Origin of the sequence: Neorhizobium sp. T6_25 (assembly GCF_002968555.1) — a bacterium.
Classification (GTDB): domain Bacteria; phylum Pseudomonadota; class Alphaproteobacteria; order Rhizobiales; family Rhizobiaceae; genus Neorhizobium.
The window spans coordinates 61,371-87,543 of the sequence record NZ_PVBL01000025.1; the positions used below are offsets into that span (position 1 = coordinate 61,371).

Annotated in this window: 21 protein-coding genes; 4 read left to right on the forward strand and 17 right to left on the reverse strand. The window is 61.2% G+C overall.

Annotated elements, in window-relative coordinates; translation table 11 throughout:
- Window positions 1-35: 35 nt before the first annotated feature.
- The 4 genes from tnpB to C5L10_RS26170 form a co-directional block, all read right to left on the reverse strand.
- Complete coding sequence (gene tnpB, locus C5L10_RS26155) at window positions 36-383, reverse strand: IS66 family insertion sequence element accessory protein TnpB (RefSeq protein WP_012478058.1); 348 nt, start codon at window positions 381-383, stop codon at window positions 36-38.
- Window positions 380-742, reverse strand: a complete 363-nt coding sequence (locus C5L10_RS26160; RefSeq protein WP_105432044.1) for a transposase — start codon at window positions 740-742, stop codon at window positions 380-382. Before C5L10_RS26160 ends, tnpB begins: the two co-directional genes overlap by 4 nt.
- Window positions 743-983: 241 nt before the next feature.
- Window positions 984-1,955 carry an alpha/beta fold hydrolase gene (locus C5L10_RS26165; protein ID WP_245448195.1) on the reverse strand — a complete coding sequence of 324 codons (972 nt, stop codon included), beginning with the start codon at window positions 1,953-1,955 and terminating at the stop codon, window positions 984-986.
- A 629-nt stretch (window positions 1,956-2,584) separates the two neighbouring features.
- A complete protein-coding gene (locus tag C5L10_RS26170; protein WP_105432045.1) occupies window positions 2,585-2,770 on the reverse strand; it encodes a hypothetical protein in 186 nt (61 codons plus the stop codon).
- A 1,010-nt stretch (window positions 2,771-3,780) separates the two neighbouring features.
- On the opposite strand from C5L10_RS26170, the gene C5L10_RS26175 reads away from it, so the two are divergent.
- Entirely contained in the window at window positions 3,781-4,083 is a 303-nt protein-coding gene (locus C5L10_RS26175; RefSeq protein ID WP_105432046.1) for a hypothetical protein, read from the forward strand.
- 226 nt (window positions 4,084-4,309) lie between these two features.
- Here the strand turns inward: C5L10_RS26175 and C5L10_RS26180 are convergent, their stop codons facing one another.
- The 8 genes from C5L10_RS26180 to C5L10_RS26215 all read right to left on the reverse strand — a co-directional run bounded on the left by C5L10_RS26180 (window position 4,310) and on the right by C5L10_RS26215 (window position 14,143).
- Window positions 4,310-5,140 carry an MTAP family purine nucleoside phosphorylase gene (locus C5L10_RS26180; RefSeq protein ID WP_172717196.1) on the reverse strand — a complete coding sequence of 277 codons (831 nt, stop codon included), beginning with the start codon at window positions 5,138-5,140 and terminating at the stop codon, window positions 4,310-4,312.
- Window positions 5,141-5,154: 14 nt separating this feature from the next.
- Window positions 5,155-6,453, reverse strand: a complete 1,299-nt coding sequence (locus C5L10_RS26185) for an amidohydrolase family protein (protein ID WP_105432048.1) — start codon at window positions 6,451-6,453, stop codon at window positions 5,155-5,157.
- Window positions 6,454-7,173 carry an MBL fold metallo-hydrolase gene (locus C5L10_RS26190; protein WP_105432049.1) on the reverse strand — a complete coding sequence of 240 codons (720 nt, stop codon included), beginning with the start codon at window positions 7,171-7,173 and terminating at the stop codon, window positions 6,454-6,456.
- A gap of 3 nt (window positions 7,174-7,176) precedes the next feature.
- Window positions 7,177-8,031 carry an ABC transporter permease gene (locus tag C5L10_RS26195; RefSeq protein WP_105432050.1) on the reverse strand — a complete coding sequence of 285 codons (855 nt, stop codon included), beginning with the start codon at window positions 8,029-8,031 and terminating at the stop codon, window positions 7,177-7,179.
- On the reverse strand, window positions 8,028-8,948 hold the full coding sequence (locus C5L10_RS26200) for an ABC transporter permease (RefSeq protein ID WP_105432051.1): 921 nt from the start codon (window positions 8,946-8,948) through the stop codon (window positions 8,028-8,030). The genes C5L10_RS26195 and C5L10_RS26200 overlap by 4 nt, the downstream gene beginning before the upstream one ends.
- 60 nt (window positions 8,949-9,008) lie before the next feature.
- The gene (locus C5L10_RS26205) at window positions 9,009-10,526 is read right to left on the reverse strand and encodes an ABC transporter substrate-binding protein (protein ID WP_105432052.1); all 1,518 of its coding nucleotides are present in this window, start codon (window positions 10,524-10,526) and stop codon (window positions 9,009-9,011) included.
- Between the two features lie 69 nt (window positions 10,527-10,595).
- The gene (locus C5L10_RS26210) at window positions 10,596-12,662 is read right to left on the reverse strand and encodes an alpha-amylase family protein (RefSeq protein WP_105432053.1); all 2,067 of its coding nucleotides are present in this window, start codon (window positions 12,660-12,662) and stop codon (window positions 10,596-10,598) included.
- Window positions 12,653-14,143, reverse strand: a complete 1,491-nt coding sequence (locus C5L10_RS26215) for an amidohydrolase family protein (protein WP_172717197.1) — start codon at window positions 14,141-14,143, stop codon at window positions 12,653-12,655. Before C5L10_RS26215 ends, C5L10_RS26210 begins: the two co-directional genes overlap by 10 nt.
- A gap of 251 nt (window positions 14,144-14,394) precedes the next feature.
- Here C5L10_RS26215 and C5L10_RS26220 point away from each other — a divergent pair, with 251 nt between their 5' ends.
- Complete coding sequence (locus tag C5L10_RS26220) at window positions 14,395-15,282, forward strand: LysR family transcriptional regulator (RefSeq protein WP_105432055.1); 888 nt, start codon at window positions 14,395-14,397, stop codon at window positions 15,280-15,282.
- 67 nt (window positions 15,283-15,349) lie between these two features.
- On the opposite strand, the gene C5L10_RS26225 is transcribed toward C5L10_RS26220, so the two are convergent.
- The 4 genes from C5L10_RS26225 to C5L10_RS26240 all read right to left on the reverse strand — a co-directional run bounded on the left by C5L10_RS26225 (window position 15,350) and on the right by C5L10_RS26240 (window position 19,719).
- Window positions 15,350-16,447 (reverse strand): alpha-hydroxy acid oxidase, encoded by a 1,098-nt coding sequence (locus C5L10_RS26225; protein ID WP_105432056.1) that lies wholly within the window; start codon window positions 16,445-16,447, stop codon window positions 15,350-15,352.
- Between the two features lie 60 nt (window positions 16,448-16,507).
- Entirely contained in the window at window positions 16,508-16,858 is a 351-nt protein-coding gene (locus tag C5L10_RS26230) for a RidA family protein (protein ID WP_105432057.1), read from the reverse strand.
- Between the two features lie 84 nt (window positions 16,859-16,942).
- Window positions 16,943-18,052 carry an FAD-binding oxidoreductase gene (locus C5L10_RS26235; protein ID WP_105432058.1) on the reverse strand — a complete coding sequence of 370 codons (1,110 nt, stop codon included), beginning with the start codon at window positions 18,050-18,052 and terminating at the stop codon, window positions 16,943-16,945.
- Between the two features lie 62 nt (window positions 18,053-18,114).
- Window positions 18,115-19,719 (reverse strand): ABC transporter substrate-binding protein, encoded by a 1,605-nt coding sequence (locus C5L10_RS26240; protein ID WP_105432059.1) that lies wholly within the window; start codon window positions 19,717-19,719, stop codon window positions 18,115-18,117.
- Window positions 19,720-20,014: 295 nt separating this feature from the next.
- On the opposite strand from C5L10_RS26240, the gene C5L10_RS26245 reads away from it, so the two are divergent.
- Entirely contained in the window at window positions 20,015-20,944 is a 930-nt protein-coding gene (locus C5L10_RS26245; protein ID WP_105432060.1) for a LysR substrate-binding domain-containing protein, read from the forward strand.
- 290 nt (window positions 20,945-21,234) lie between these two features.
- Here C5L10_RS26245 and C5L10_RS26250 read toward each other — a convergent pair whose 3' ends face one another.
- Window positions 21,235-21,969: an IclR family transcriptional regulator gene (locus C5L10_RS26250; RefSeq protein WP_105432061.1), complete on the reverse strand. Its 735-nt coding sequence runs from the start codon at window positions 21,967-21,969 to the stop codon at window positions 21,235-21,237.
- Window positions 21,970-22,263: 294 nt separating this feature from the next.
- Here C5L10_RS26250 and C5L10_RS26255 point away from each other — a divergent pair, with 294 nt between their 5' ends.
- Window positions 22,264-26,121: a hydantoinase B/oxoprolinase family protein gene (locus C5L10_RS26255; protein WP_105432062.1), complete on the forward strand. Its 3,858-nt coding sequence runs from the start codon at window positions 22,264-22,266 to the stop codon at window positions 26,119-26,121.
- The last annotated feature ends 52 nt before the right edge of the window (window positions 26,122-26,173 follow it).

A 26,173-nucleotide genomic window follows, 5' to 3' on the forward strand; every position in this document is an offset into this window, starting at 1 on the left:
CGTTAAGCCTCGGATGCCCCTGCAAAATATAGCTTTTATCCCGTTCGGCCGGGAGCGGACGTCCACGCCGGGCGTCGCCAATCGATCCCCTCAACGAGCATGGAAAGCTGCGCCTGCGTCAGGTGCGCTACACCCTCTTTCGCCGTCGGCCAGGGAAAGTACCCGCGCTCCAAAATCTTGTAGAATAGGCAGAACCCCTGGCCGTCCCACCAGAGAAGCTTGATCCGGTCAGCGCGCTTTCCGCGGAAGCCGAAGATCGCGCCCGAGCCCGGCGCCTCCTTCACGACCGTTTCGACCAGCGCCGATAGGCCATCGATGCCACGCCGCATATCCGTCACTCCGCAGGCCAGGTAGACCCGCACATTCCCCGATGGCCCGATCATGCCGCCTCCACGCAAGCGACGAGCGGGCCAAGCAGCTTCAACTCAACGTCAACCGGAACCTTCAAGCTCCGACCGTTTCGAAGCAAGATCTCGACGATCGCCGGCCTCGTTGCTGCGGTAGACGGCTGACTTACGCCAACCTCCTCGGTGATTTCCACCGGGAGGAACACCGTCGGCCGATCGGCATAGCTGAATGATTGCCGCCACAAGCGGATCTGGCCCGGATGAATGTCGTGCCGGCGCGCCACATCGCCAATGCGAGCACCGGGCTCATCAGCTTCCGCAAGTATCCTCAGCTTCGCCTCGTCCGACCAACGCCGTCTGCGCTCGGTACCAGACATGATCTCTATGCGAGTCATGAAACCTCTTTGTTCTGGTATTAATGTCAGCACTAATGCTGGTTCTAATGCCAGAACATCGCCTGATTTGCCCGATCAGCAAAAACAGCTCACCGGACGCTCACGATCGAACGACCCTTCTAGCGCTCCAACCTGACGCACAGTCTGCGAGCTCGCTCTTGGAATGCACCTTCGCCGTCCGCTGGAAATGTTGCACACCGCCTCCCTGATCGGAGGCTTGTGCCGCGCAGTTTGCGGTGGATCAGTCCCTGAGGAAGGCCTGTAATTCAACAAGCGTTTCGCTGGGGTCGCTCTCCTGCAGATTATGAGTGGCGTTGGCGAGGGCTCGGCCGCTCACGTGCCTGCCTTCCGCTTTCCACACGCCCAGCACGTCATCGAAGAGGCGAGGGTAAAGCCCCTTGGCGGCCCATAGGGTTAGGAGAGGGCAAGTGATCTTCTTGCCCGCGGCGATATCGGCCGCATCGAACGCCAGATCGATTGAGGCGGAGGCGCGATAATCCTCGCACATGGCGTGGATCATCTCCGGGTTCGTGCGGTGGCGCGCGTATTCACGCTCAATCTCGCTCGTCGCCTTCGCAGCGGCTTCGCTGTAGCGAACCAGTGTCTCCTCCTCCGGGATAGGCGAAGGCCGCAAAAAGCTGAACCAATGATAATAGCCCTGCACAAAGCCGAGTGTGACATGGCTGTAGAGATAATGCTCCGGCATGATATCCAGCACGGCGAGCTTGCGCACCTTGTCTGGATGATCGAGCGCCATGCGACGCCCGACCCGCCCGCCGCGATCATGCCCCACCACATGGAAGCGATCATGGCCAAGCTGCGCCATCACCTCGACCCCATCGAGCGCCATCGCCCGCTTGGAATAGGCCGCATGATCCGCGCCGCCATCCGGCTTGCTGCTATCGCCATAGCCACGCAGATCCATGAGGACCAGCGTGTAATCCTTGGCCAACTGCGGCGCGATGAGGTGCCAGGTTACGAGCGAATCCGGCGCGCCGTGGAGCAGGAGTAAGGGCGGACCCGAGCCGCCGGTGACAACATTGATCTCCGCGCCGCTCGTCTTGATGCGCATGTTGCGGCAGCCGGGGTAGAGCCTTTGCCAGAGCGGCTGGGGGTGGGGCTGCGATCCGGCCTGCGCGGACGCGATGGTGCCGCTGAGAGAGGCGGCGCTGACAGTGACGGTTTGTTCGACAAAATCGCGTCGGCTGTTCATTTGGGTTCGTCGCTTTCTTACGTGCTGCGTTTCGCTACTCGAGTGCTGGCATTTGCGCTGCTACTCGAGATAAAGCAATCGCACTAGTCCGTCATAGACACGATGCGCGGAGCCGATGCTTCGGCGACAGGTACCTAAGCAATGGAAAAACGCTCATTCGCCGCCGCCGTCGGAAATCTCTTGCTCGACATCGGCATGCAATACCGGCAGGCTGGGCTTCGGTCGGCCGCTCCCGAATACGCGTGGTCTTCAATTCCGAGTGGGTCAAGGCGAGACGTTAGCGCGACCTTTGGCTTCACCAGCGAAAGGCTCCTTTATCGTCAAGCATTGACAGATAGCCTGCTCTTTGGTGCGATTGAGGTCCCTCTAGAAGAAACCTTTTCGTCGCACGGTTCATCGGCTCGCCGGTGTTGAATGTCCCTGAGGCGAGGTCGCCGAAAATACACCCCATCGCAGGCGGCATGCCTCGGCTCCCCGTTAATGGCCAATCACATCACTCCCGCAACGCGGCAGCCGAAAGCTAAGGTCAGGCAGAGATAGTAAGCAATTCTTGCGGTTGTGCGGGGTAGGGGTGATCTTGATCTCCTCCTGTAAATCAAACCGAGATGAGCATCCAAAGTTCCGGCAGTCTAGTGCAGGTGTGATGCCGGCATGTCGGCCAGGGCTTCGTTGAGTTCGGCGACAATTTGCTCATAGTCTGCGATCCGCTGACAGTGCCCTGGTTTAATCTGCCTAGCCTTCATATCCTTGATGACGTCGCGGAACATCCGAACCTGATGCTCAAGGTCGACTCGGTCGCTGGCTGGTTTACGCACTGCTCTTCCCCGGCTAGTTCTCCCCCAGCCACCGAGCATAGAACCAGCAGTGCCGGCAACAGGCAAATCAGCTTTTCAGGCTAATCCACAGGCTCAAAAGAGCTACCACGAAGGTCTTGCCCCGGGAGCAAGCGAGATATACCTCAGAAGTAGTAGAGATCGGCCTGCATTCGTTATACGTGCGGCATCCGTTCAGTAACCGTTCATGCGCGTATTAGGGAGGGCTGATTGTAATCCGGTGTGGTGACGCAAGAAGTTCAGGCAGTCATGAGGGGGCCGACGAATGATGGCGGCAAGACGCGAACGGCAGCCAGAGCAAGGGATGCATCTGCGGAAGATGGTCGAGCCAGAAAGCCCCGCGGTATTTCTCTGAGAGCGGATAGGCTTGCTCTCAGTAAATAGATTGCGCGGTGCTTTTTATCTTATGTCTGCATCCTTTCCTTGAAAAACCTAGTAGTGCCGACTCCTGACCCCAAGCAATCTGCGCGACTGGCGAACTTCGCTGGCCGACGGCGCGCTAGGTGAAGGAAAGTTCACGCAGTCCGAGCGGAAGCGGTCTGTTGATATTCCTGTTGACGCGCTGAAATCCGGCATGCTGCCTGCCGAGATCTTGGAGCAGGTGTTTAGGGGACAGACTTCGGCCAAGACAGTCCCCCTCAGGTTCTGGCCTCTAGTTACGGCGCGAAAGTCTTCACACGGGGCAGCGCGAGCGGGCGGGTTACCGGAAATCGTTGCGCCGGTGGTGACGGAGGCGACAGTTGATCGAGATGGGCAGATCACGCCGATGCGCAACGCGCTTGCCCGAGATCTGCTGACGCCCCTTCCGTCTGGTGAATTTGCCATCGGTCCCGTCGATGCATTGGGCACTTTTTTAACTGCAACGCCTCTCCCTGACATGTCGGGTACCAACGCATGCGAGGACTACCTCGGCCACAGCGCAGGATGGTGGATGCCGTTTCGCAGGGTTGGCCACGTTGGGACGCCGACTATCAGCCGATCGGTTCCGGTTCATGGAATTGGCCGAGGATGCGAACGCAACAGTGCGCGGATTCCTCGACCTCTATGACAAGCTTCTGGTCGAGGCACCCGAGACGCCATTGCTGGAGCAGGTTGTGCAGCCGGTGCTGACCGCGCGGAACCGGAATATCGCATCGAACAGGAGTTTTACTGGTACCGACAGCCTCGCGTCGCGAGCTTCATTTGCAGGCTGCTGCGCCCGGATATGCTTCACCTCTGTCGAGCTCGGAAAGTTGCTCGCCATTGACTCCCCGCTGATCTCATTCGAAAACGATGTGCCTGTCAACCAGGCCTGACCCATGCCGGACCACATCAAGCAGCCGCTTCCACCTGAGTTGATCCGGAAGGTGCATAGGTTTCCCGATCCGGGATTTCTGCGGCTATCGGGTTGCGCAGATTGGCAGCACCCGCTCGGAACGGCGCGCGTTGCTGATCAGGAACACTGGACAAACCCCTGATGGGATCGCAAGACCAGAAACCCATAAGCAGAAACCCATTCGCTGTGTCATCATCGAAGCACTACTACGACGCGCGCCGTTTCAGCCAAGCTGGCGGGTCGCCGTGGAAGCCGCCATCAAGGGCGCTGCCGCAATTGCAGGTCCGCGCGGCAGAAAGGCGCGAGATCGCGTCGATCAGGGTTTTCTCAATCAAGTCGTGCAGGCCTTCCTTGTAATAGATCTCGTTCATGCTGCCGGGGCCGAAATGCACGACGGCTGGTGCCATGCCGGCACCGAAGTTGATGACTGGCGCAATCGACGCAAAGCACATCTCCGCTTCGCGAGCGAAGATGACCTCGGGGACGAGCGGCGTGCCGACGATATCGCCGCCCTCGCGCGCATAGGCGCGGATTTCCGCCGGGGTCTCGAAACGTGGACCTTCGGTGCAGACGAATGTGCCGCGCTCAATCACTCTGTTGCTGTGCTTGTTGGCTGAGGCGATCAAGTCGGCCCGTAGGCGCGGGCAGAAGGGATCGGTGAAATCGACGCGCACCCAGCATTCGCTTTCGTCGAACAGCGATTGCGCTCGCGCCTTTGTCTTGTCAAGGAAATCGTCAGAGATGACGATATCCCCCGGCCGGATTGCCGGATTGACCGAGCCGATCGCGTTCTGCGAAATGATCGATTCAACACCCAGTTCGCGTAACGCCCATATATTGGCGTGGTAATTGATCTTGTGGCTCGGGAGTGTCAGCTTTTCGCCATAGCGCAGGATGACCGCCGCCTGTCGCCCTCCGATTTCACCGATCAGCACGGAAGCTTCGCCCCAGGGGGTCAAGACCATTTCCAGCCGGCGGCCTTGCAGAAGGTTGTCGGAAGCGGCGCTGGTGATGAGGCCGACAGGTGCGTCCGTCATGGATTGGTCCTTTGTCATTGATGTCTGTAATGTTCGTGGATTGCGTGGCGGATGGCCGGTTCGTCGACAGTGAGTAGCCGACCCTCCTCGAAGATCATCTTTCCAGCCACCATGACGCCGCGCACATGCTGCGGGCCGGCGTGGTAGACGAGGTCGGAGAGGACCCGGTCGGCAGTCAAGCCAAGCGGATGGCTGAGGTCGAGGATTGCCAGATCCGCCTCCTTGCCTGCCTCCAGGCTGCCGATCTCGGTTTCCCAGTCCAGTACCCGGGCACCTTCGAGCGTCGCCATGCTGAAAGCGTCCGCAGCGCCCATGATCGTCCCATTGAGGCTTGCGGCGCGTTGCAGCAGCACCGAGAGCTTCATTTCCTGGAAAAGATCAAGGCAATTGTTGCTCAGCGTGCTGTCGGTGCCGAGCCCGAGCGGAATGCCGCGCTTTCGCAGCGCCGGCACCGGGGCGATGCCGCTCGCGAGCTTGGCGTTGCTGCCGGGATTGTGGGCAATGCCGGCGCCGGTCTTGGCGAGAATGTCCATGTCCGCCTCGTCGACCCAGACGCAATGGGCAAGGACGGATCGGCGGTCGAGAACGCCGAGGCCGTGCAACCAGGCGGTCGGGGACTGTCCATATTGCTCCATGACCATCTCGTTTTCGCGCTTGTTCTCGGCGACGTGGATGACAAAGGGCAGGTCGAGCTTATTAGCTTCGCGCTTGACCTCCTGGAGGAGGGTCGGCGTGCAGCTGTAGGGCGAATGCCCGCCGAGATAGAAACGGGCGAGGCCGTTGCCTTTGTGACGCTCAATGGCTTGCCTGGTTTCTTCCAGTGCCAACGGCCAATTCGGTCGGCCGTTGCGGCGAAGTTCGGGGGAGTTGGCGAGCGCGCCGCTCAGCGACCGCATGCCGATCTCGGTGGCGACCGAGGCGAAGACGCCGGCGCCGTAGCGGGTGCAGTCGCAGGCGGTGGTGATGCCGTTGCGGACCATTTCCATGATCGCGAGATAACAGCCACGCCGGTTATCCTCGACGGTCAGGTGCGAGGTATGCGGAGCGAGCGCCGCCGCCCATTGGAAAAGGTCGCCTTCGTCGCAGCAGCCGCGATGGGTCGAAAGACCGCCATGGGCATGGGTGTTGATCAGGCCCGGAATGATAACGCGCCCGCCCAGATCTTTTCGGGTGACCGGCTCCGATTGCAGCGGCAGGTCGGCCAGAGCGCCCGACCAGATGACCTTGCTGCTGCGGATCAGCAGTGCTCCGTCCGGATGAAAGCCGCCGGGCAGGCCGGTGCAGAGAAAGGCGTTGTGGAGCAGCGTCAGCATTCAGGCCTCCAGGAGAAAACGACGGCCGTCAAGCGCGATACTGATTTCGGTCGAGACCGGAGTCGAAGCGATGACACGGCTGTTTTCCATGGTGAGCGGGCCGTCATGGCCGGGCACGATGATATCTGCCATCGCGGCGATGCGGTGGATACTGGCGCGTGCCGCCGCCTCGTCAAAGGCGCCGGCCAGCGCGCCGGCGTCGATCTCGCCGCGATGCTTGATCGCGTCCTGGGCGAGCACGACGCACCTGCCGCCGACGGTCATGACCAGTGAAACGTGGCCGCCACTATGGCCGGGCGTCTGGATCATCCGGATGCCGGGCAATACTTCCAGTTCGCCGGAAACGAGGGTCAGCAGCGGGCTGCGCAGCAATCCCTCGACCTGGAAAATCGAGATCGCCGGATCGTCGTGCCTGTGGTCCTGCACATAGGAAAACTCGCTCTCGTGCAGGATGATTTCGGCTTTCGGGAAACATTCGACATTGGCCATGTGGTCGAAATGCAGGTGGGAGAGGACGACCGTTCGGATCTCGTCGCGTTCTATGCCGCGATCCTTGAGCGTCGCCATGAGGCCGGGCCGATCGCCGCTGCCGCCAGTATCGAAGAGAGCGTAGCCTTTGGGGGTCTTGAGGAGCAGGATCGTGCTCCAGCCGAGAAAACCGCGAGTGGTGCGGCCGGGAAAGCCAGGAATCAGGATGTCGTAGGTGGATGAATTCGACATGGATCAGCCCTCCATCTGACGCAGGCGTGGGTCGAGCAGGTCGCGTAGTCGGTCGCCGACGAGATTGGTGCCGACGACGGTGAAGAAGATCGCGAAGCCGGGGATGGTCGCTACCCACCAGGCATTGCCGATATAGTTGCGGCCTTCAGAGATCATCGTGCCCCAGGTCGGCATTTCCGGTGGTACGCCGAGGCCGAGGAAGCTTAACGACGACTCGAACAGGATCATCTTGGCGACCAGCAGGCTGGAAATGACGATGACCGACGACATGACGTTGGGCAGCAGGTGGCGGGTCAGGATATGGGTGGCGGAAATGCCCATCATATGGGCCGCCTGAATGAATTCGCGTTCGCGAAGGACGAGGCATTCGGCGCGCACGACGCGGGCGTACTGCACCCAGTTGGTGAGGCCGAGGATGGCGATGATGTTCCACAGGCTGGGGCCGACGACCGCGGCAACCGCAAGTGCCAGCACCAGGAAGGGGATGGCGAGCTGAATATCGGTCAGCATCATCAGCACCCGGCCGGCGTATTTGTCCTCGTAACCGGCGACCAGCCCGAAGGTGACGCCGACGGCGCCGGAGATGACCACGGAAGCAACCCCGACCATCATCGAGACGCGTACGCCGATGATGATCCGGCTGAAGATATCGCGTCCGAGCGCATCCGTGCCGAACAGGTGCATACCATCCGCATTGCTCCAGAGCGGCGGCTTCAAGCGCTGGAGGATCTCCTGGGCGCTCGGATCGTAGGGAACGAGCCAGGGGCCGAAGATCGCGACGAACAGCGCGATCACGATGATCGCAAGGCCGATGGCCGCAAGGTGGCTCGCGAGATAGCGTTTCAGAAATGCCGTCATTTGTTCCTCCGCAGGCGCGGATCGAGAAAGCCGTAGGAGAGATCGACCAGAAGATTGATGGCGACGATGACCACCGCCATGAACAGCACGAAGGCCTGCACGACGGTGAAATCGCGGTTGGCGATCGCCTGGATGGCGAGGCGGCCAATGCCGGGATAGGCAAAGACTTCTTCCGTGATCACCGCGCCGCCGAGGAGCGCCCCGACCTGCAGGCCGATCACCGTCAGTGTCGGGATGGCAGCGTTGCGCAGTCCATGGGAGAGAATAATGTGGCTTTCACGGACGCCCTTGCCGCGGGCGGTGCGCACATAGTCCGATTGCAGCACTTCGATCATCGACGAGCGCAGCAGGCGCGTGATGATCGCCGTGGAATAGGTCGCGAGCACGATTGCCGGCATGATCAGATGTTGCCAACCGCCTCGTCCCGAGGGCGGCAGGACGTGAAAAGTCTCGGAAAATAAGAGGATGAGCATGATTGCCAGCCAGAAGGCCGGAAAGCTCTGGCCGATCAGCGAGATCAGCAGGCTTGCCCGGTCGATCGCCGAACCACGGTTGGCGGCGGCGAGGATGGCGAGCGGGATGGCAACCGCCAGCGACATTATGAACGCCATGCCGCCAAGCTCAAGGGTCGCCGGGACCCGCTCCAGCACCAGGCTCATTGCTGGTTGTTCGTAACGCAGAGACATGCCGAAGTCGCCTTGGACGGCGCGGCCCAGGAATTCGAAATATTGGATGATCAGTGGCCGGTCGAAGCCCATCAGGTGACGGAAACGCTGGATTTCCTCGATCGGCGCCTCGGGCGGCAGGAACAGGGCTGAAGGATCGCCGCCGATCCGGATGAGGAAAAAGACGGCAACCGACACGCCGAGCAGCACAACGGCGGCGTAGAGCAATCGGGATATCAGGAAATTGGCCAAGACCGTGGTTCACTCCGGGTGATTCGCGGCCGGACGGAGGCCCGGCCGCGATGAGGTTTATCAGTAGTGCGCCTTGCGCAGGTCGATCATGCCATCCGCACGCGGCGTCCATGACAGCTTCTTGTCGAGGCCGTAGATCAGCGGCGGCTGGACCATCGGCAGATGCGGGGCGTCGTCTTTGATGACCGCGGCCGCCTTATCGTAAATTCCCTTGCGCTCGGCCGGGTCGATAGTCGCGGCGCCGGCATCGAGCAACTTGTCCAGCTCCGGATTGCTGTAATAGCTCTGATATTCGCCGGTGTGCAGAAGAGGCGCCCAGACAAGATTCGGGTCGCGGCCGCTCCAGCCCGGGAAGGTGATGCCTTCACGGCCCTTCTTTTCCGAAACCTGACCCCATACGCCGGGCTCGAGATACTGGATATTGGCCTTGATGCCGACCTTGGAGAGGAAGCCGGCGGTCGCCTCGACGATCTCGCTGTCCTTCATGTAACGGCCTTTGCGGGTCATCAGCGGAATGGTGAAGCCGTTCGGATAACCGGCTTCGGCGAGAAGCGCCTTGGCCTTGGCCGGATCATAGGGATAGGCCTTCCAGGTCGGGTCGTAACCGAAGGCGTTGCTGGGCAAGGTGAGCGCAATGCGCGTGCCCATGCCGTTCAGCAGCGCCTGCTGAATGGCATCGACATCGACGGCGTAGTTGATCGCCTGACGGACACGCTTGTCCTTCAGCGGCGTATCTCGGGTGGTATCGAAAGCCAGAAAATACAGGAATTCGCTGGGAACGGAGACGACCTTGGTATCGCCGCCTTCCAGCGAGGCGATATCTTCTGGCGGCACGTCGACGGCGATGTCGACACCCTCGCTTTTCAATTCAGCGATGCGGGTGCGGGTTTCCTTGATCGGCCGGAAGATGACCTTGTTGATGGCCGGCTTGCCGCCCCAATAATCGGGATTGGCTTCAAGCACGACGCGCTCGTCTTTCTTCCATTCGAGGAAGCGATAAGGGCCTGTACCGACCGGCTTGGCGCCAAGATCCGCGCCGTTGTTCTGCGCAGTATAGGCCGGCGGGACGATCAGGGCCGGGAAGCTTGCCTCGTAAAGCGACAGCAGCATGGTCGGGAAGGGTTTGTCCGTCTTGATGTCGATGGTGTAGTCGTCGACGACGTTGACGGCCTTGATCTGCGAGATGCGCGAGTAATAAGGCGCCTTGAAATTCGGGTCGAGTGCGCGGTCGAAGGTGTATTTGACGGCGGCGGCATTGAATGCCTCGCCATTGTGGAACTTGACGCCCTCGCGCAGTTTGAAACGCCATGTCAGCGGATCCGGATTGCTCCAGGAGGTGGCGAGAGCTGGCGAAATCTCTCCCTTCTCATTCTGGGTGACGAGACCATCATAGATCTGAAAAAGAATGTTGGCCGTCGGGAAGGCGGAATGTTTTGCCGGGTCCATGGAATAGGCATCGGCTGCCTGTGCGATCACGACCGTCGAAGTGCTTTGGGCCGCTGCGACAAGCGGCATCGATACGATTACGGCGACGCTGATCGCGCCGGCCATAAGATATCGTCTCAGGATATGGTTCATTTGTTCACCCTTTTTTCTCGCTTTTGATGAAGCCGCATGGGGTCCATCGAATGGATCTCTCGGCCTTCCTTACGCCCTCTTCCTCCCGGCTGAACCCTTTGTCAGGGCGATAGCCGCAAAGTGATCCAGGCGTTCGATGCGCAGGATCATCATTTTGCCTGCCCTTGTGGCGGGCAGTTCCTTGTCGTCGTGAAGTGATAGGGCGAAGTTGCAGCCGGTCTCAACCGCGACGTCGAACCCGGCAAGCGGCGTCAACTCGACGAGCCGCTTCGTTCTTGCCGATGCCCCGTTGATCAGATGCAGCACCATTCCGTCCGGATGGGCGTAGAGGATCGTTTCGACCGCGAGAGGTGCCGTGGTGCGAACCGGAGCGGCGCCGACATGACGTTCGATCAGCACACTCAGTAGCTTGCGATATTCCGGCATAGAATGACGATGGTAAAGCGAACCGATGCGCCATGGCAGCCAGATCGCCTGGCCTTTGTCAAAGTCCCGTTCGATCAAGCCCGGTTCCTTGCCGTCACCTTCCACCGTCGTGAATTCCGGGGCGTTGTTGGCAAACGGGCCGATGAGACGAAGGTCGTCATTGCTGTTGCCATCGGCGAATGGTGTCCAGAATTCACCAGCAGCCGGAACGTGTGGAATGCCGCCCAATGCATTTCGGAACTCTGCGCTTTCGAGGGAGAGATAGGCACCTACGGCCGTGCCACCATTGCCGGGAAGGGCAGGCAGGCATTGAAGTGACGCAGATTGCCGCGCGTGGCCGGCCTCGTCGGTGGCGCCAAGATCGGCGCTTGCGAGCAGCTTGCCGCCGGCGGCCACATAGGCGTCCAAGGCCGCGGCGTCCACATCGGAGATGCACTCTACGGCGGGGAGGATGACGAGGTCGTGGCGGCCGAGCTCGGCGAGCGTCAGGCCGGGGGCGACCAGGATGTCGAACGAATAGTGGAGGTCCGAGATCATCTCGCAGATGCCCCGGAATTCGCCGATATGTCCACTACCCTCAGCATTACCCGCTGGCCGGCCGGCATCCTTTCCCCACAGCCTGCTATCTTCCGACCGGACGATGGCAACGCGCGCCAGGCTTTTGAGATCGCGATACCAGCCAGCATTCTCCTGCAGGTACCGACCGAGTGTCTGAAGAGCGGGCACGAAACGCGCATCCTCCTGATCCAGCATGCCATTGACCGCCGGCGCCGTCGCAGCCCCGTGAGCAGCCGCCTGGATGAGATTATGGATAAGGCAGGCATCCGGCATGGCAGATTGTCGGCTGGCGAAGACTTCCGATGTCGTCTGGATAAGGAGCGGTGCGTGATCTGGCTTCAACGCCCGTGCCGTCAGCGCTTCTTCAGCAGCCCAAAGGTTCCAGATCGGCTGTGGATCGACCGGGTTCGGCATAACGGGGTTCGAGACCTGGGAGCCGATGATATCGGTGATCCCCGCCATCCGCCGGATGTTCCAGCCGTCATGGACGTGGTGATAGGGTACCAGCGCTGCGGCGGGATTGCGCGCCTGGATGAAGCTCCGGACCCGGCCCATGTAGTCCGCCAGAAAATCCTGCCGCCATGTCTCATAGTCCGGAACGCGACGATCCGCTGCCGGAACCGGTTCTCCAATAGCCTCGAAAACGAGATCCTGGCATCGGTCGCAATAACAGCGCTGCACATGCAGATAGTTGAAGAAGAACCCGTCGGCGGAGTGATAACGGCTCAGGATTTCGCTTAGGATCGAGAAGGTTTCCTGCTGCCAGAAAGGACCGGTGGCGCAGATCTGCGGCATATTCCAGACGCTGCTGACACTTCCGTCCGGCTTGCGTACGAACCAGTCGGGATGCCTGTCCTCCATGCCGGCGCGGCCCTTGGAAATATCCATCCTCACCAGTGTCCGGATACCCTCAACTTTCGCGGCGGTCAGGAAGTCGCCGAGAAAGTCGCTTCGCAAGTGCGGGTTGATCGTCTGCGAGGAGAGTTCTGTCGGGTACCAGGCCGAGAACCCGCCGCCCATGACGATGCAGGCATTGGCGCCGACGCTTTTGATTTCGTCGATCAGGCTGTCGATCCTTAGGGTGGAGGCATCAGTTTCGCGCAGCAGGTGCTGGAAGAAACGCAATGGCTCCCGTGTCCAGGCTAGTGACATGAGCAACCTTCCGCCCAGCCAGTGTTAAAGCGGCTACGCATCTTGCCGATCGGGCCTTCCAGAAGATGCGTGGCCGCCTGCGCCGCCATGCCATCGACGCGTCTCTTGTCGGCGAGCGCCTGAGCCTCGTCCCAGATCGCGGTTTCGTCGATCTTAGTCGAGCGACCGTTTGATACCACGACCCGGCCCGCAATCATCACCCGATCGATTGCTGCGCCACTCTCCGAAAGGACCAACTGGCGGACCGGATCATGAAGAGGCGAAAATGCCGGCGCCTTGCGTTTGAAGAATGTGATGTCGGCCGCGCAGCCGGCCTCCAGCCTGCCCGTCATCTTCGATCCGAGCACGTTTGCGCCGCCGGATGTGCCGAGCCGCAGCGCACTCTCAGGTCCCAGCCAGGCCGTTTCGTCATCCGAGCGAAGGCGGTGAAGCAGGGCCACCCACTTCATCGTTTCCAGAAGATTGGCGCTGTCGTTGCAGCAGGCGCTGTCGGTGCCGAGCCCGATGCGGATGCCCTTGCCGATGAGATCCGGCAGCGGACAATAGCCGCTGCCGAGCCGCGCATTGGAGACAGGGTTATGGATCACAGTCGCATCGGCTGCCGCGATCCGGTCCGCATCGTTCGGCTCCAGCCAGATCGAATGCACGAGGTTGGTGCGTGGCGTCAGCAGGCCGAGATCGTCGAGATGGGCGATCGTTCCGCGGCCGTAAAGCTTGAAGCCCATTTCCCGCTGAAGCCTCGTTTCGAGGATATGGGTGTGGAGTGGTGTATCGTGCCTTCGGCTGAAATCGGCCGCAGCGGCAAGGAGATCGTCTGAACAGCGTTGCGGGCCGGAAGGGCCGATCGCGACGCGGATCCTGCCGTCCGCAGCGCCATGCCAGCGACAAAAGAAAGCCTCGGCGATCACCATCTGCTCACGAGCCGGGAGTGGCGCGCGGTTGCCATAGGCCGAAAGGTCGAGCCCGGCCAGGTCGTCTGCTTCGAACGGCATGGTTTCGACGACGCTTCTATCGGACATAACAGGGGCGATCACGGCCCGCATGCCGCTGTCGCGCCAGGCACGAGCGACGGCATCAAGCGCTTCGCCATCGATATCTGGCGAAATGCGGACGTGATCAAGAACGGCGGTCGTGCCGCTGCGCATCATCTCGATCGCACCTAGCATCGTGGAAATGTAGATTTCGCGCAGGCTTCGCTTTTCGCGTCCAGCTGATGAGGTCAGTGACCAGAGCTCGAGGGGCAGGTCGCCGGTGGTGCTGCGAACGAGATTGTCGGGCGAGTGGCTGTGGCAGTTGACCAGGCCCGGCACCGCGATCAGGTCGCTGGCGTCGACGAATTCGCAATCCGGAGAAGGGCGCGATCCAGCCGGGTGCAGCGCCCCAATTTGGCGGTCATCGATCTCGATCGAACGCTGTTCCGCGTGAAAGCGGTCAGCTTTTTCTATCAGACACAATGCGCTGTCGAACCAGTATCCCGGCAAGTTTTTTCCAATCGGATTTGTTCCCTGGCGCTTTCAGCGTCCTTGCCTCTAGTGTTTCCAGTTGGACGAAAATGGGAATATGCAGTTTTGGAAAATATCAATTTCCGGTTCGCCGGCTAAAGAAGCCCGCCGGAACGGCACGCAAATTGCTGACACTGCCTGATGGCTTGCGATCGACAGGCGGAACGTTAAGCTGATGATCAATCGCGCGCCACCTTGCGCAGGATGTAAGCAATGAAGCACGATTTGCGGTGAACAAGTTCCAGGACATTCTGTCGTTTGTGCGCGTAGCTGAGCTGGGGGGCTTTACTTCGGCCGCCAAGGCGCTCGCGTCTTCGACCTCCGCAGTCACCAAGAGCGTGACGCGTCTGGAGGAAGGGCTCGGTGTGCAGCTCCTGCATCGAACCACGCGGCGGATGCATCTCACCGAATACGGCACCGAATATTATGAGCGCTGCCGGCAGATTCTGATCGATCTCGATGAAGCGGAGGGATCAATCAAGGAAGCGAATATCGCGCCGACCGGTCCAGTCCGAATTGCGTTACCGCCCTCATTCGCGCGGATGACCGTCATTCCGACGCTACCGGAGTTTTACGAACGTTATCCGAACGTGGTGCTCGACCTCTGCCTCAAGAGCCAGACCGCAAACCCGATCGAGGGTGGTTTCGATCTCGTTGTCCATTCCGGGCGTTTGGCTGATTCCCGGCTGATCAACCGCATCCTGGTGCGCGGCGCCCAAAAGACCGTCGCTGCTCCAAGCTATATCGAGAAGCATGGGCTGCCCGAAACGCCAACGGATCTCGTCAGGCACAATTGCATCACCGGCGCCTTTGGCTCAAATTGGCATTTTCGTGCAAAAGACGGCGGTGACGAGGTGATCCGTGTCTCGGGCGGCCTCATCACCGACAGCGGTGATATTCTTCGAGAGGCGGCCATCAATGGCCTTGGCATCTCCCAGGCAACCTGGTGGTTATTCAGAGAGGAGATGCGGCGCGGCATGCTGGTACCCCTCTTGCAGGACTACGAAATTGAGGCCGACCCGATCGCCATCGTTTTCCCCGCCAACAGGCGCACACCCGCCAAGGTGCGCGCTGTTGTTGATTTTCTTCTTAAAATTACGAGAAGCAACAGGCCATAGGTCCCAATCCGTGTAAGATCGTCATTCACGCCGATGTCGCAACGTTTTCCTTGCCGATACCAGGGCATCATTCGTGCGCGAAGACCGCGGGAGACAGTTCCGCGACCGTCGAGCAGCCGAGATGGCCAAGGGTTGTCCAGAACTCCCGCTGCAGCAATTCCAGCGTGCGGCGAACACCGTTTTCGCCGTCAGCGGCGAGCCCGTAGGCGACGATGCGGCCAAGCGCGACGGCATTCGCGCCAAGGGCAAGTGCGGCGGCAATATCGCTGCCTCGGCGGATGCCGGAATCGAAGACGATAGGCACGTCCTTGCCGACGGCTTCACGGATCGGGCTCAGCGTCTCCAGGGCAGGCGGACCACGGTCGATCGTGCGGCCGCCGTAGTTGGAGACGTAGAGGCCGACGGCACCGGCATCCAACGATGCCTTGGCGTCGCGGATGCTGGAGACGCCCTTGACGATGCAGGGGAGCGGCGCCTTGTTGATAACGCTGGCGGCCTGAGCCCAGGTCCAGCGCGGCCGGGTGAAATCGAGAAGTTCGACCATTGCCGCCGGATCGGATTTGCCGGGGCCGAAGTTGGACGAACCCGTCTCGCCGCGAATCGAAAAACGGTCCTCCATCATCCGTTCACGCCACTGGCGGATGGGTGAATAGGTGGCGCAGATATATTTATAGCCGGCGGCTTTCGCCCGTTCCATCATCTCAAGCACGCCGCACTCATCCCCGACGAAGGCCATCTGGAAGACGGAAGCAGCCGGCGAGGCCTTGGCGACGTCCTCCAGCGAGTGGGCGGCTGCGACCGGCACCATTTGCTGGATGCCGACCGAAGCGGCAGCACGGCCGATCGCCAGATGTCCTTCGGGATGGAAGACGCTTTCGCCACCGCCGAACGGCGCGATGAAAGCGGGAAAGCTCAGGTCGAAGCCGAGAACGTTTGTGCTTGTATCTGGATTGCTGATGCCGGCGAACAGCGGCACTTCGAAGCGGATGCTGTCGAAGACGGAGGTGTTTTCCCGTAGGGTCACTTCGTCGCCGGTGCCGCAGGAGAGGTAGTTCCAGTCCATCTCCGAGAGCCGGTGCTGGGCGTCTTTATAGATACCGCGCAGCGTCGTGTATTTCTCCTGCGTCGCATAACGATCGTCGATCCGGTTCGGCTTGTCCGTCATATCCGTTCTCCAGTCCGTCAGAGCAGTCGGGCGAGCGTCAGCCCGCCCGTTTTGGCCACCTTATTTCTTGGCGGCAATCAGAACGATCTCGATCAGCCGCTTCGGGTCGCCGAGGTCGGCCACGCCGATTGTCGCGCGGGAGGGGAGGTCGTCGCCATCGATCCATTCGAGCCAGGCTTCGTTCATCGCCTCCTTGCCGGACATGTCGGAAAGGTAGATGCGGGCCGAGAGGATATGATGCTTGTCGGAGCCGCATTCGGCCAGCACTTCATCGAGCTTGGCGCAGGTCTGCTGGGTCTGTTCCTTCATGCCGACCGAGATGTCGCCGGCGGCGTGGCCGCCGAGATAGAGCACGCCATTGTGTTCGACGGCGCCGTGCATGATGCGGTGCTTGCGGTGACGTTTGATCATCGTGGTATTCCTTTGACAATGGGAGAGTTAGCCCGCCGCGTGGTCGCGGCAGGTCGGTGGTGATGAGTGGAAGGGCTCTGCTTCTTAGCCGCGGCCTTCCGGAGCGTAGCGATCGAGCGGAATATCCGTCGCCTGTCCCGTCACGACCTTGGCAAGCTGCGCACCTGCGAACGGGCCGATCGTCAGGCCGCCGGCGCCGAGACCGTTGCCGAGCGTCAGGTTTGCTATCCCGGGGACACGGCCGAGGATCGGGTTTATGGTCTCGCCGGCGGGGCGGAAGCCGATGCGGGTTTCGATCAGCGTCGCATTGGCAAGGCCCGGCGCGATCTTGAGGCCGGCGCCGAGAACCTCGTATTCACCGGCTGCGGTGACGCGGTAGTCGAAACCGGAATTACTCTCGCGAGTCGCGCCGATCACCACGCGGGAATCGTCGAAGGCGAGCATGTAGTGGCTGCTCATCGGCAGGAGGACCGGCCATCTGGCGGTGGCAACTCCGGGCAGGCGCAGGTGGATGATCTGCCCCTTCTGCGGCGCGACCGGATGGGTGAGGCCGAGCGGGCGCAGGATCTGCGAAGCCCAGGCACCGGCGGTGACGATGATCTCGTCGGCCTCGATCAACGCGCCGTTGCTGTCGAGGCAGCGGGCGCGGTCGCCCTCGAGCGTCAGCGTCACGTAGTCGCTGCGGAATTTTGCGCCCATGGCGACGGCGGCGCGCACCATTGCGGCAGACAGCAGGCGGGCATCGACGCGGGCCGCGCCCGGAATGTGGATCGCGTCGAGATCGTCGCGGAGCGGCGGGAAGAGGGCGCGGGCTTCCGCCGGCGTCAGGTGGCGGACTTCGCCGGCTTCCGGGGCATCCTTGACGCGGCGGGCGACGCGTTCTGCCGCAGCGTCGAATTCCACGCGGTCTTCGGCCACCACCAGCGCGCCGACCTTGCCGTAGCCCAGATCGGTCTCGCCCTTGGCCTGCAGACCGGCGATAAGGCTGTCGTAGAAGCAGGCACCGGCGGCATACATGCGATACCAGTCCGACTCGTCGGCCTTGGTGGCCCAGGGGCAGACGATGCCCGCACCTGCCATGGTCGCCTTGCCCTGATGGGCTTCGTCGACGATCTCGACTTCGACGCCCTCCCGGGCAAGATGATAGGCGGTGCTGGCGCCGAGAATACCGGCACCGATGATCAAGACACGCATTTCTTTTTCCTGCATTTCAATCGAGGAACGCCAGCGGTATGAGCCGCCGGTGCCGAAAGCTTTTATTCCACGGTCACGCCGGAAAGGCGGCTGGTGCCGAAGATTGCCGGGGCGTAACCTTTGACGCCCTTGGCAACCGCGGTGATCGTATCGGCGCCGCCGAGGATCACGGCCGGAACTTCCGCGTGGAATTCCTCCTGCGCTTCTTTATAGATCTCGATGCGCTTGGCCTGATCGGTGATCGTGCCGGCATCGTTCATCAGCGCGCTAAATTCCTTGTCGCACCAGGCGCCGATATTGGACGGGCTCGGCTTGCCGGCGGAATCGCAGGTAAAATAGTTGTTCGGGATCTGGCTCGGATCCGGGAAATCGTAGATGCCGCCGAACATGCCGACCTGCGCTTCGCCCTTGCGGGCGCGGGTGATGTACTCGCCCCATTCATAGGAGACGACCTCAGCCTTGACGCCGATCTTCGACCAGTCTTCCTGGATCATCTCGGCGGCGCGGCGGCCGTTCGGCATATAGGGACGCGAGACAGGGACGGCCCATAGCTGGGTCGACAGGCCGTTCGGGAAGCCAGCTTCGGCGAGCAGCTTCTTTGCCAGTGCTGGATCATAACTATAGGCGCCGACATCCTTGTCGTGACCCCAGAGCGAAGGCGGAATGATCGCGCCTGTGACCGTGCCCATGCCGTCATAGATCAGATCGACCAGCGGCTTGATGTTGATCGCATGCGCGAGCGCCTCGCGAACGCGCTTGTCCTTGAACTTGTCGTCCCTGAAGTTGAAGGTGATGAAGCCGACGGAGGCGACCGGCGTCTGGACGAGATTGAGGTTCGCGCTCTTCTCGATCATCGCGCGGTCGGCGAGGTTCGGATAAAGCGCGATCTGGCACTCGCCGGCCACGGCGCGTTGCAAGCGGACAGATGCATCAGCGCTGATCGCCATGACAACACCATCGACCATCGGTGTGCGGGCCGGGTTCTTGATCGCCGCACCCCAGGTATCCTTGAAGGGAATGAGGCGGACGACGGCATCCTGCTGATAGGCCTGGAGCTGGAACGGGCCGGTGCCGATCGGTTCCTGGTCGATCAGTTCCGGCTTCCCGGCCTTGGAGAGCGCGTCGGCATATTCGCCCGACGTGATTGCCAGGGACTGGTGAGCCATGATGCCGATGAAGGGCGCGAGTGGGCTTTTAAGCGTAAACGCGACGGTGTAGTCGTCGATCTTCCTGATCCCTTCCAGCGCGTCGGCGAGTTTCGTGTTGAAGGTGATGAAGGTGCCGCCGCCAACCTTGGCGTAGGGATGGTCCTTCTTCATCATTCGCTCGAAGGTGAACATTACGTCATCGGCATTGAATTCGCGGGTTGGGGTGAACAGGCTGTTGGGCTGCCACTTCACGCCGTGGCGTAGCTTGAAGATGTAGGTCTTGGCGTCATCGGAGACGGTCCAGCTTTCGGCCAGCGCGGGCTCGATTTCGGAAGAGCCGGCCTTCACGGAGACAAGGCCGTCATAGATCTGCCCCAGCACGTAGGACGTGGTGCCATTGCTGGTGAGCTGCGGGTTGAAGACCTCCGGCGACCCTTCGATGCAGACTGAAAGCACTGCGGCATTGACGGGAGTCGCCGCCAACAGGGCCAGAATGGACAGGCCGATGATTTTCTTCATGTGTCTTCGTTCCCTTCGTTGATTATAGCCGCTTGCTGCAGCCTTGGTACGATCAAGCTTCAGCCGGTCTCGTTGGAGACCGTCCGCCGGACAGACCTGCCTTGCAGGAGATTTTCGATGCCGGTTGGCTGGTCCGTCGGCGCTTTCGCGGGCGCCTTTCGCCGGGCTAGGGGGTGCAACTGGTATCGCTTGCGTGATAAAGCCCTTTGCCAATATGATTGTCAAATAGCTTGTTCTCCCATCATTATAACCAAAACTCATGCCGGAAGCGGCGGCGCGAAGGGTCTGGTCGGCAATGAATATCAGGCAACTTGAAGCATTCCACACCACGATCGAGACCGGATCGGTGACGCTTGCCGGCGAAAAGCTCGGCATCTCGCAGCCGGCGGTCAGCAAGCTGCTCAAGAGCTTTTCGGAAACCTGCGGCTTCCAGCTGTTTACTCGCAGCGGCGGGCGCCTCGTGCCGACGCTCGAAGCGCGGATGCTGGCGGTCGAGGTGGGCCGGATGTTTTCCGGGACACAGCGGATCGCCCGGCTGGCTGAAGCGGTGCGCAACCGCGAATGGGGCGAAGTAACGATCGCAGCACCACCGGCGCTCGCCACGCGTTATCTCTCGCAGGCGCTTTCGCCGTTTCTGGCCGAACAGCCCGATATTCACTTCACGCTGCTGAGCAAGACTTCACCGCGGATTGGCGAGCTTGTGGCCGCGGGCCAGATCGATATCGGGCTCAGTGTGCTTCCCTTCGATCATCCGAATGTCCATGCAGAAATCATCATGCGCTTCAGCATGGTCTGTATCCTACCGGCCAATCACCCGCTTGCTGCAAAACCGGTCGTCGAGATCGAAGATCTGCGAAACGAGAGCTTCATCTCGCTTTTCCGTGACGACTGCTCGCTGATGACGATCGACCGGGCGTTTCAGTTAAGGGGCGTCCAGAAGCGCAACCGCATCGAGGTACCGCTGTCGGAAACAGCCTGTAGCTTCGTGGCGAACGGCGTCGGGGTGTCGATCGTGCCGCCCTTCGTGGGGCTCGACTATTCCGAGGACCGGCTGGTGCGGCGGGCGCTGCTGCCGGAAACCTTCATGGATGTCTGGTTGCTGACGCCGAGCGGGCAACCGCCATCGCTCGCCTCGCAGAAGCTCGCCGATTTTATACGTGCGGCTGTGGCGCCGTTTGATCAACGCCGAACTCCCGTTGGGGGACAGACTGGGCCGTTAGGATAACGAGCTCGACGATCGGCGGCGCGTCGATCCGCCCGGTTCCCCGAAAGCCAAGAATTTTGAGCGCATTGTCAAGGGTAAGCTGATGAACCCTTGTTACCCGCTCCTATTCGGATCGGCGGCGCCTTGGGGCGCGCTGCCGAGTTGAACCGCGGCGAGCCCTATTCTGAACGCGCCCGACAGCGTTCGACCGGATCGACCATCGGGAACCCTTCAAGATCAGTTCTACTTCGATTGAAGTATGTCCTTGACCCTGGCCGAAACCCGAGTGCCGCGGCGGCGAACCGTCGCAACTATTTGTGGCGCATAAGGTTCGTCTTCATCGTTGTCAGCAGACCAGTAATCGTATCCTGCAGCTGGGGGGTAGCCATCGATGTAGGATAGGAGACCGCAACCCCGATGACTTCCCGGGTGCTCGGATCACGGAAGGCTATGCCTTCTGATGAAACGCCGTCGTAAGAATCGTTGGTGGAATGCGAGCGGCCTGTCTCTTGAATGATGCGGATGCGTTCCAGCAGTTCCTCATGGTTCTGCGGCGCGCGCGGCGTCACGAAGGGCAGCTGATCCGGAACGCGCAGCTTCCACTCTTCCTCGTCCAGCAGCGAGAGCATGGCGCGGCCGTTGGAGGTGGCATGCGGCCATGCGCGGTATCCTGGCGTCGAGGTGATCGCCAGCGGGCTTGAGCCGCGCACCATGCGCAGCACGACGAGCTGCGGCCCGTCGAAGACGGTGACATAGGCGGTGTGCCCGCCAACCAAGCAGACTTCCTCCAGTTCGGTATTCACCAGATCCAGAAAGTTGTGGTTCGAACGGCAGATCTGGCCGAGCTCGAAAAGCCGGATGCCGGGCGTGTAGAGCCGCGTTACCGCGTCGAAATCGAGGACACCGCTTTCGCGCAAAGTCTTCATCACGCGGGACGCGTTGGATTTCGGACAGCCGGTCCGGCGTGCCACTTCCGCTTGTGACAGCGAAGGCTCGGAAAGCGAGAAGCAACCGAGAATGGCGATGGCGTCTTCGAGAGAGCTCATATTCTTCCTACGCCCGCAAATCAGTCCGGCATAGTCCCACTATTGGAACTGATTGTCAAATATGAAACTTGCGCTGGACTCCCGGAAAAATGGCGCCTACTAATATGTCAAAACAATTCATGCTTAAAAAAGCGGCGGAACAGGCAAGCATCAGATTAATCCCCTTTGACGAGGATGTGTTTACCCTTTCCCGCGCCGGGCGTTCAGCACCCGGGATGAACCTACGCGCCATCGACGTGATGGCATCGACCGGGCCGTGGCATGCCGTTGGCCATCGTTATGGGGAATATGCGAATGCAAGAGACTTTCAGGAATTTCCGCGCCGGCGTCGATATCGGTGGCACCTTCACCGATTTCATCCTGTTCGACGAAAAGGCATCCTCCATCCGTCTACACAAGTGCCTGACGACGCCGAAAGATCCGTCGCAGGGCGCGCTCGGCGGCCTGGCGGAACTGCTCGCTGCAGCGGAAATCTCGGTTGCCGACCTTGCGGAAATCGTCCACGGCACGACGCTCGTCACCAATGCGGTCATCGAACGCAAGGGCGCGCCGGTCGGCCTGATCACGACAGAAGGTTTTCGCGATGTTCTCGAAATCGGCACCGAGCAGCGTTACGACATCTACGACCTGTTCCTGACTTTTCCGGACCCGCTGGTCAGCCGCTCGCGCCGCATCGAGATTTCGGAACGCATCGGTGCCGATGGCGGCGTGATCAAGCCGCTTGATGAGGTTTCCGTCTTGCGGGCCGTCAAGAAGCTGGTCGCCGAACGCGTCGAGGCGATCGCTGTGTGCCTGATGCATTCCTACCGCAATCCTGCCCACGAACAGCGGGTGCGTGAAATCATCAAGCAGCATTACCCAGGCATTTCGGTCTCGATCTCGTCGGAAGTCGTCGCGGAAATCTCCGAATATCCCCGCTTCGTCACCACCTGCGCCAATGCCTATGTGCAGCCGCTGATGGATCGCTACCTGCTCCGTTTCGAGCAGGACCTTACAGCCCGCGGCTTCACCGGCGCCTTTCGCTTGATGCATTCGGCCGGTGGTCTCGTCTCGGTCGACGAGGCACGCGAATTCCCGATCCGCCTGCTCGAATCCGGCCCGGCCGGTGGTGCGCTCGCCACAGCATGGTTCGGCAAGGCAGCTGGCCAGGAAAACGTCATCGCCTTCGACATGGGCGGCACGACGGCCAAGGCCTGCATGATCGAAAACGGCATGGCGCATATCGCCTCCTATATGGAAGCCGGCCGGGTGCGACGCTTCAAGAACGGTTCCGGCCTGCCGATCAAGGCGCCGGTCGTCGATATGATCGAAATCGGTGCCGGCGGCGGCTCGATCGCTGCGATCGACGAAGTCGGCCTGCTACAGGTCGGCCCGCATTCGGCGGGTGCTTCTCCGGGACCTGCCTGCTACGGCGCCGGCGGTACCAAGCCGACGGTGACGGATGCAAGCGTCGCACTCGGTTACTATGACCCCGCCTTCTTCCTTGGCGGACGCATGACGCTCGACCTGGACGCTGCCGAAAAGGCGCTGAAGACGATCGCCGAGCCGCTCGACATCTCGACCGTCGAAGCTGCCTGGGGCATTCATCAGGTGGTCGGGGAAAACATGGCGAGTGCCACTCGAATCCATCTGGTCGAGAAGGGCAAGGATCCGCGCGGTTATTCGATGATCGGTTTCGGTGGCGCCGGCCCGGCCTTTGCCGCCCGCGTTGCCCGCATTCTCGGCGTCACGGAAGTCATCATCCCACAGGCGAGCGGCGCGGCCTCCGCTTTCGGCTTCCTCACGGCACCGCTCTCGTTCGATCTTGTCCGCTCGCGACCGATGGCGCTTTCTGCCGATCTCGATACTGCGGCTTTGAACTCCGCCTTTAGCGAACTGGCGGAAGAAGGCAAGGCTAAGCTCCTCGCTGCCGGCGCCAAGGCCGAAGACGTCGTCTTCGAACGCACGGCCGACATGCGATTGGTTGGCCAGCTGCACGAAATCAACGTGCCGATCCCGGCCGGCGAGTTGGACGGGAATGCCTATTCGACCATTCGTAGGTCCTTCGAGGAAGTCTATGCGGCTCGCTACACCCGCGTTCCGACGGAAGCCGAGTTGGAGATCCTCTCATTTCGCCTGCGCGCCAGCGGTGCGACACCGCAGCTTTCCATAAAGCAGGCCGATATTGCGGTTTCCAGCGATGGAGCGCTCAAGGGGCGTCGCAAGACCTATTTTGGCGAAGGGTTCGTCGATGCCGGTATTTACGATCGCTACAAGCTGGCGTCAGGCATGACGGTCCACGGTCCGGCGATCATCGAAGAGCGTGAATCCACCACGATTGTGCCACCCGGTGACGTCCTCACGGTCGATGCTGCCGGCAACCTTCGCATCCAGATTGCCACTGTCGGCAAGGGCATCGAGCTCGTCACGCCGCAGATGTCGAAGCAGGAAGCAATCGAAAAGATCGAATCCGACCCGATCGCGCTCGAAATCATGTGGAGCCGCCTTGTCACCGTGGCGGAAGAAATGTGGCACACGGTCTGCCGCACTGCCTACTCCCTGATCATCTCGGAATCCCAGGATTTCGGCTGCTCGATCCTTGATGCCTCCGGCGAAACGCTGGCGCATTCGGCCCGGGTCATGCCGGTCTTCAACCTGACCCTGCCGATGGTCGTCAAGGCCGCACTCGAGCGTTATCCGATCGATACGCTCGAACCAGGCGACGTGCTGGTCTGCAACGACCCGTGGCTCTGCGCCGGTCACCTGTTCGACATCGCCGTGATGACCCCGGTCTTCAAGGACGGCAAGGCCGTCGCCGTCATGGGCACGGTCGGCCATGTCGGCGATATCGGCGGCACCCGCAACGGTATGAAGGCGACGGAAGTCTACGAGGAAGGCCTGCAGATCCCGCCGATGAAGCTCATCAAGGCGGGTGTCGAGAACGAAGACCTCTTCCGCCTGATGGCGGAGAATATCCGCGACTCCCATCAGGTGCTTGGCGACGTCCGCTCGCTGGTCGCCGCCAACGACACCGGCGCCCGCCGCATGGTGGCGTTCATGGACGAATACGGCCTGTCCGATCTCAAGGCGCTCGCCGAGGTCGTGCAGTCCCGCTCCGAAAAGGCGATGCGAGACGCGATCCGCGCCATCCCGAACGGCGTCCACACCTCGACCATCTCCTACAACCCGCTCGGCACCCATATGACCGTGCCGGTTAAGGTGACGATCAAGGACGACGAGATCGAACTGGATTTCGAAGGCGCTCCGCCGGAGGTGCCGCTCGGCGGCATCAACTGCACGCTGAGCTACACGACCGCGCATTCGACCTATCCACTGAAGTGCATGCTGACACCTGCGGTGCGCGGCAATGCCGGCTGCTATCGTCCACTGACGGTCAAGGCGCCAAAGGGCTCGGTGATGAACTGCAACAAGCCCGCCCCGGTCAGCCTGCGCACCCGCACCGGCTGGTACACCTCTCCGAACATCTTCCGGGCGCTGTCGAAGGCGGCCCCCGAAAAGGTCATCGCCCATACCGGCCTGCCGAGCCTCTTGACCGTCTACGGCAGGACCACGGATGGCAAGATCTTCTACGACCATCTGCTTTCCGGCGGCGGGCAGGGCGGCAGCTCGGCCAAGGACGGCAAGTCGTCCGTTCTGTGGCCGACGTCTGCGGCAACGTCCTCGATCGAGATGCTGGAGAGCCGCTCGCCAGTCGTGGTCCTCGAAAAGGGCTTCGTGCGGGATTCCGGCGGCATCGGCGAGTTCCGCGGCGGCCTTGGCGCCCGTATCCGACTCGCCAAGCGCTATGACGACGGCACCTCGGTCACCGTGTTCGTCTCGCCGGAAGGTGTCAACGCGCCGATCACTGGCCTGTTCGGCGGTCAGAACGGCCTGCTCTCACACGGCTATGTCCGTGACGAGGAAGGCAATGTGCTGGAAGACGTCGGCACCGGCGGCCTCTTCGTCGTCGATCGTACCGATCGCGTCGTCGAACTGCAGCTCGGCGGCGGCGCAGGCTTCGGCGATCCGGCCAACCGCTCGGTTGAGCTGATCGAGGACGACGTCCGGGAAGACTATATCAGCGCCGAAACGGCCGAGAGCACCTACGGCCTCAGCGAGCGCAAAAAGGAATTGGCGGCATCCGCACGCCTTTCACCGGCAGCGAGCCGGTAATACCGGCTCACTTTCAGTCAACATGAGCAATGCAGATATAAAAGGGGAATGG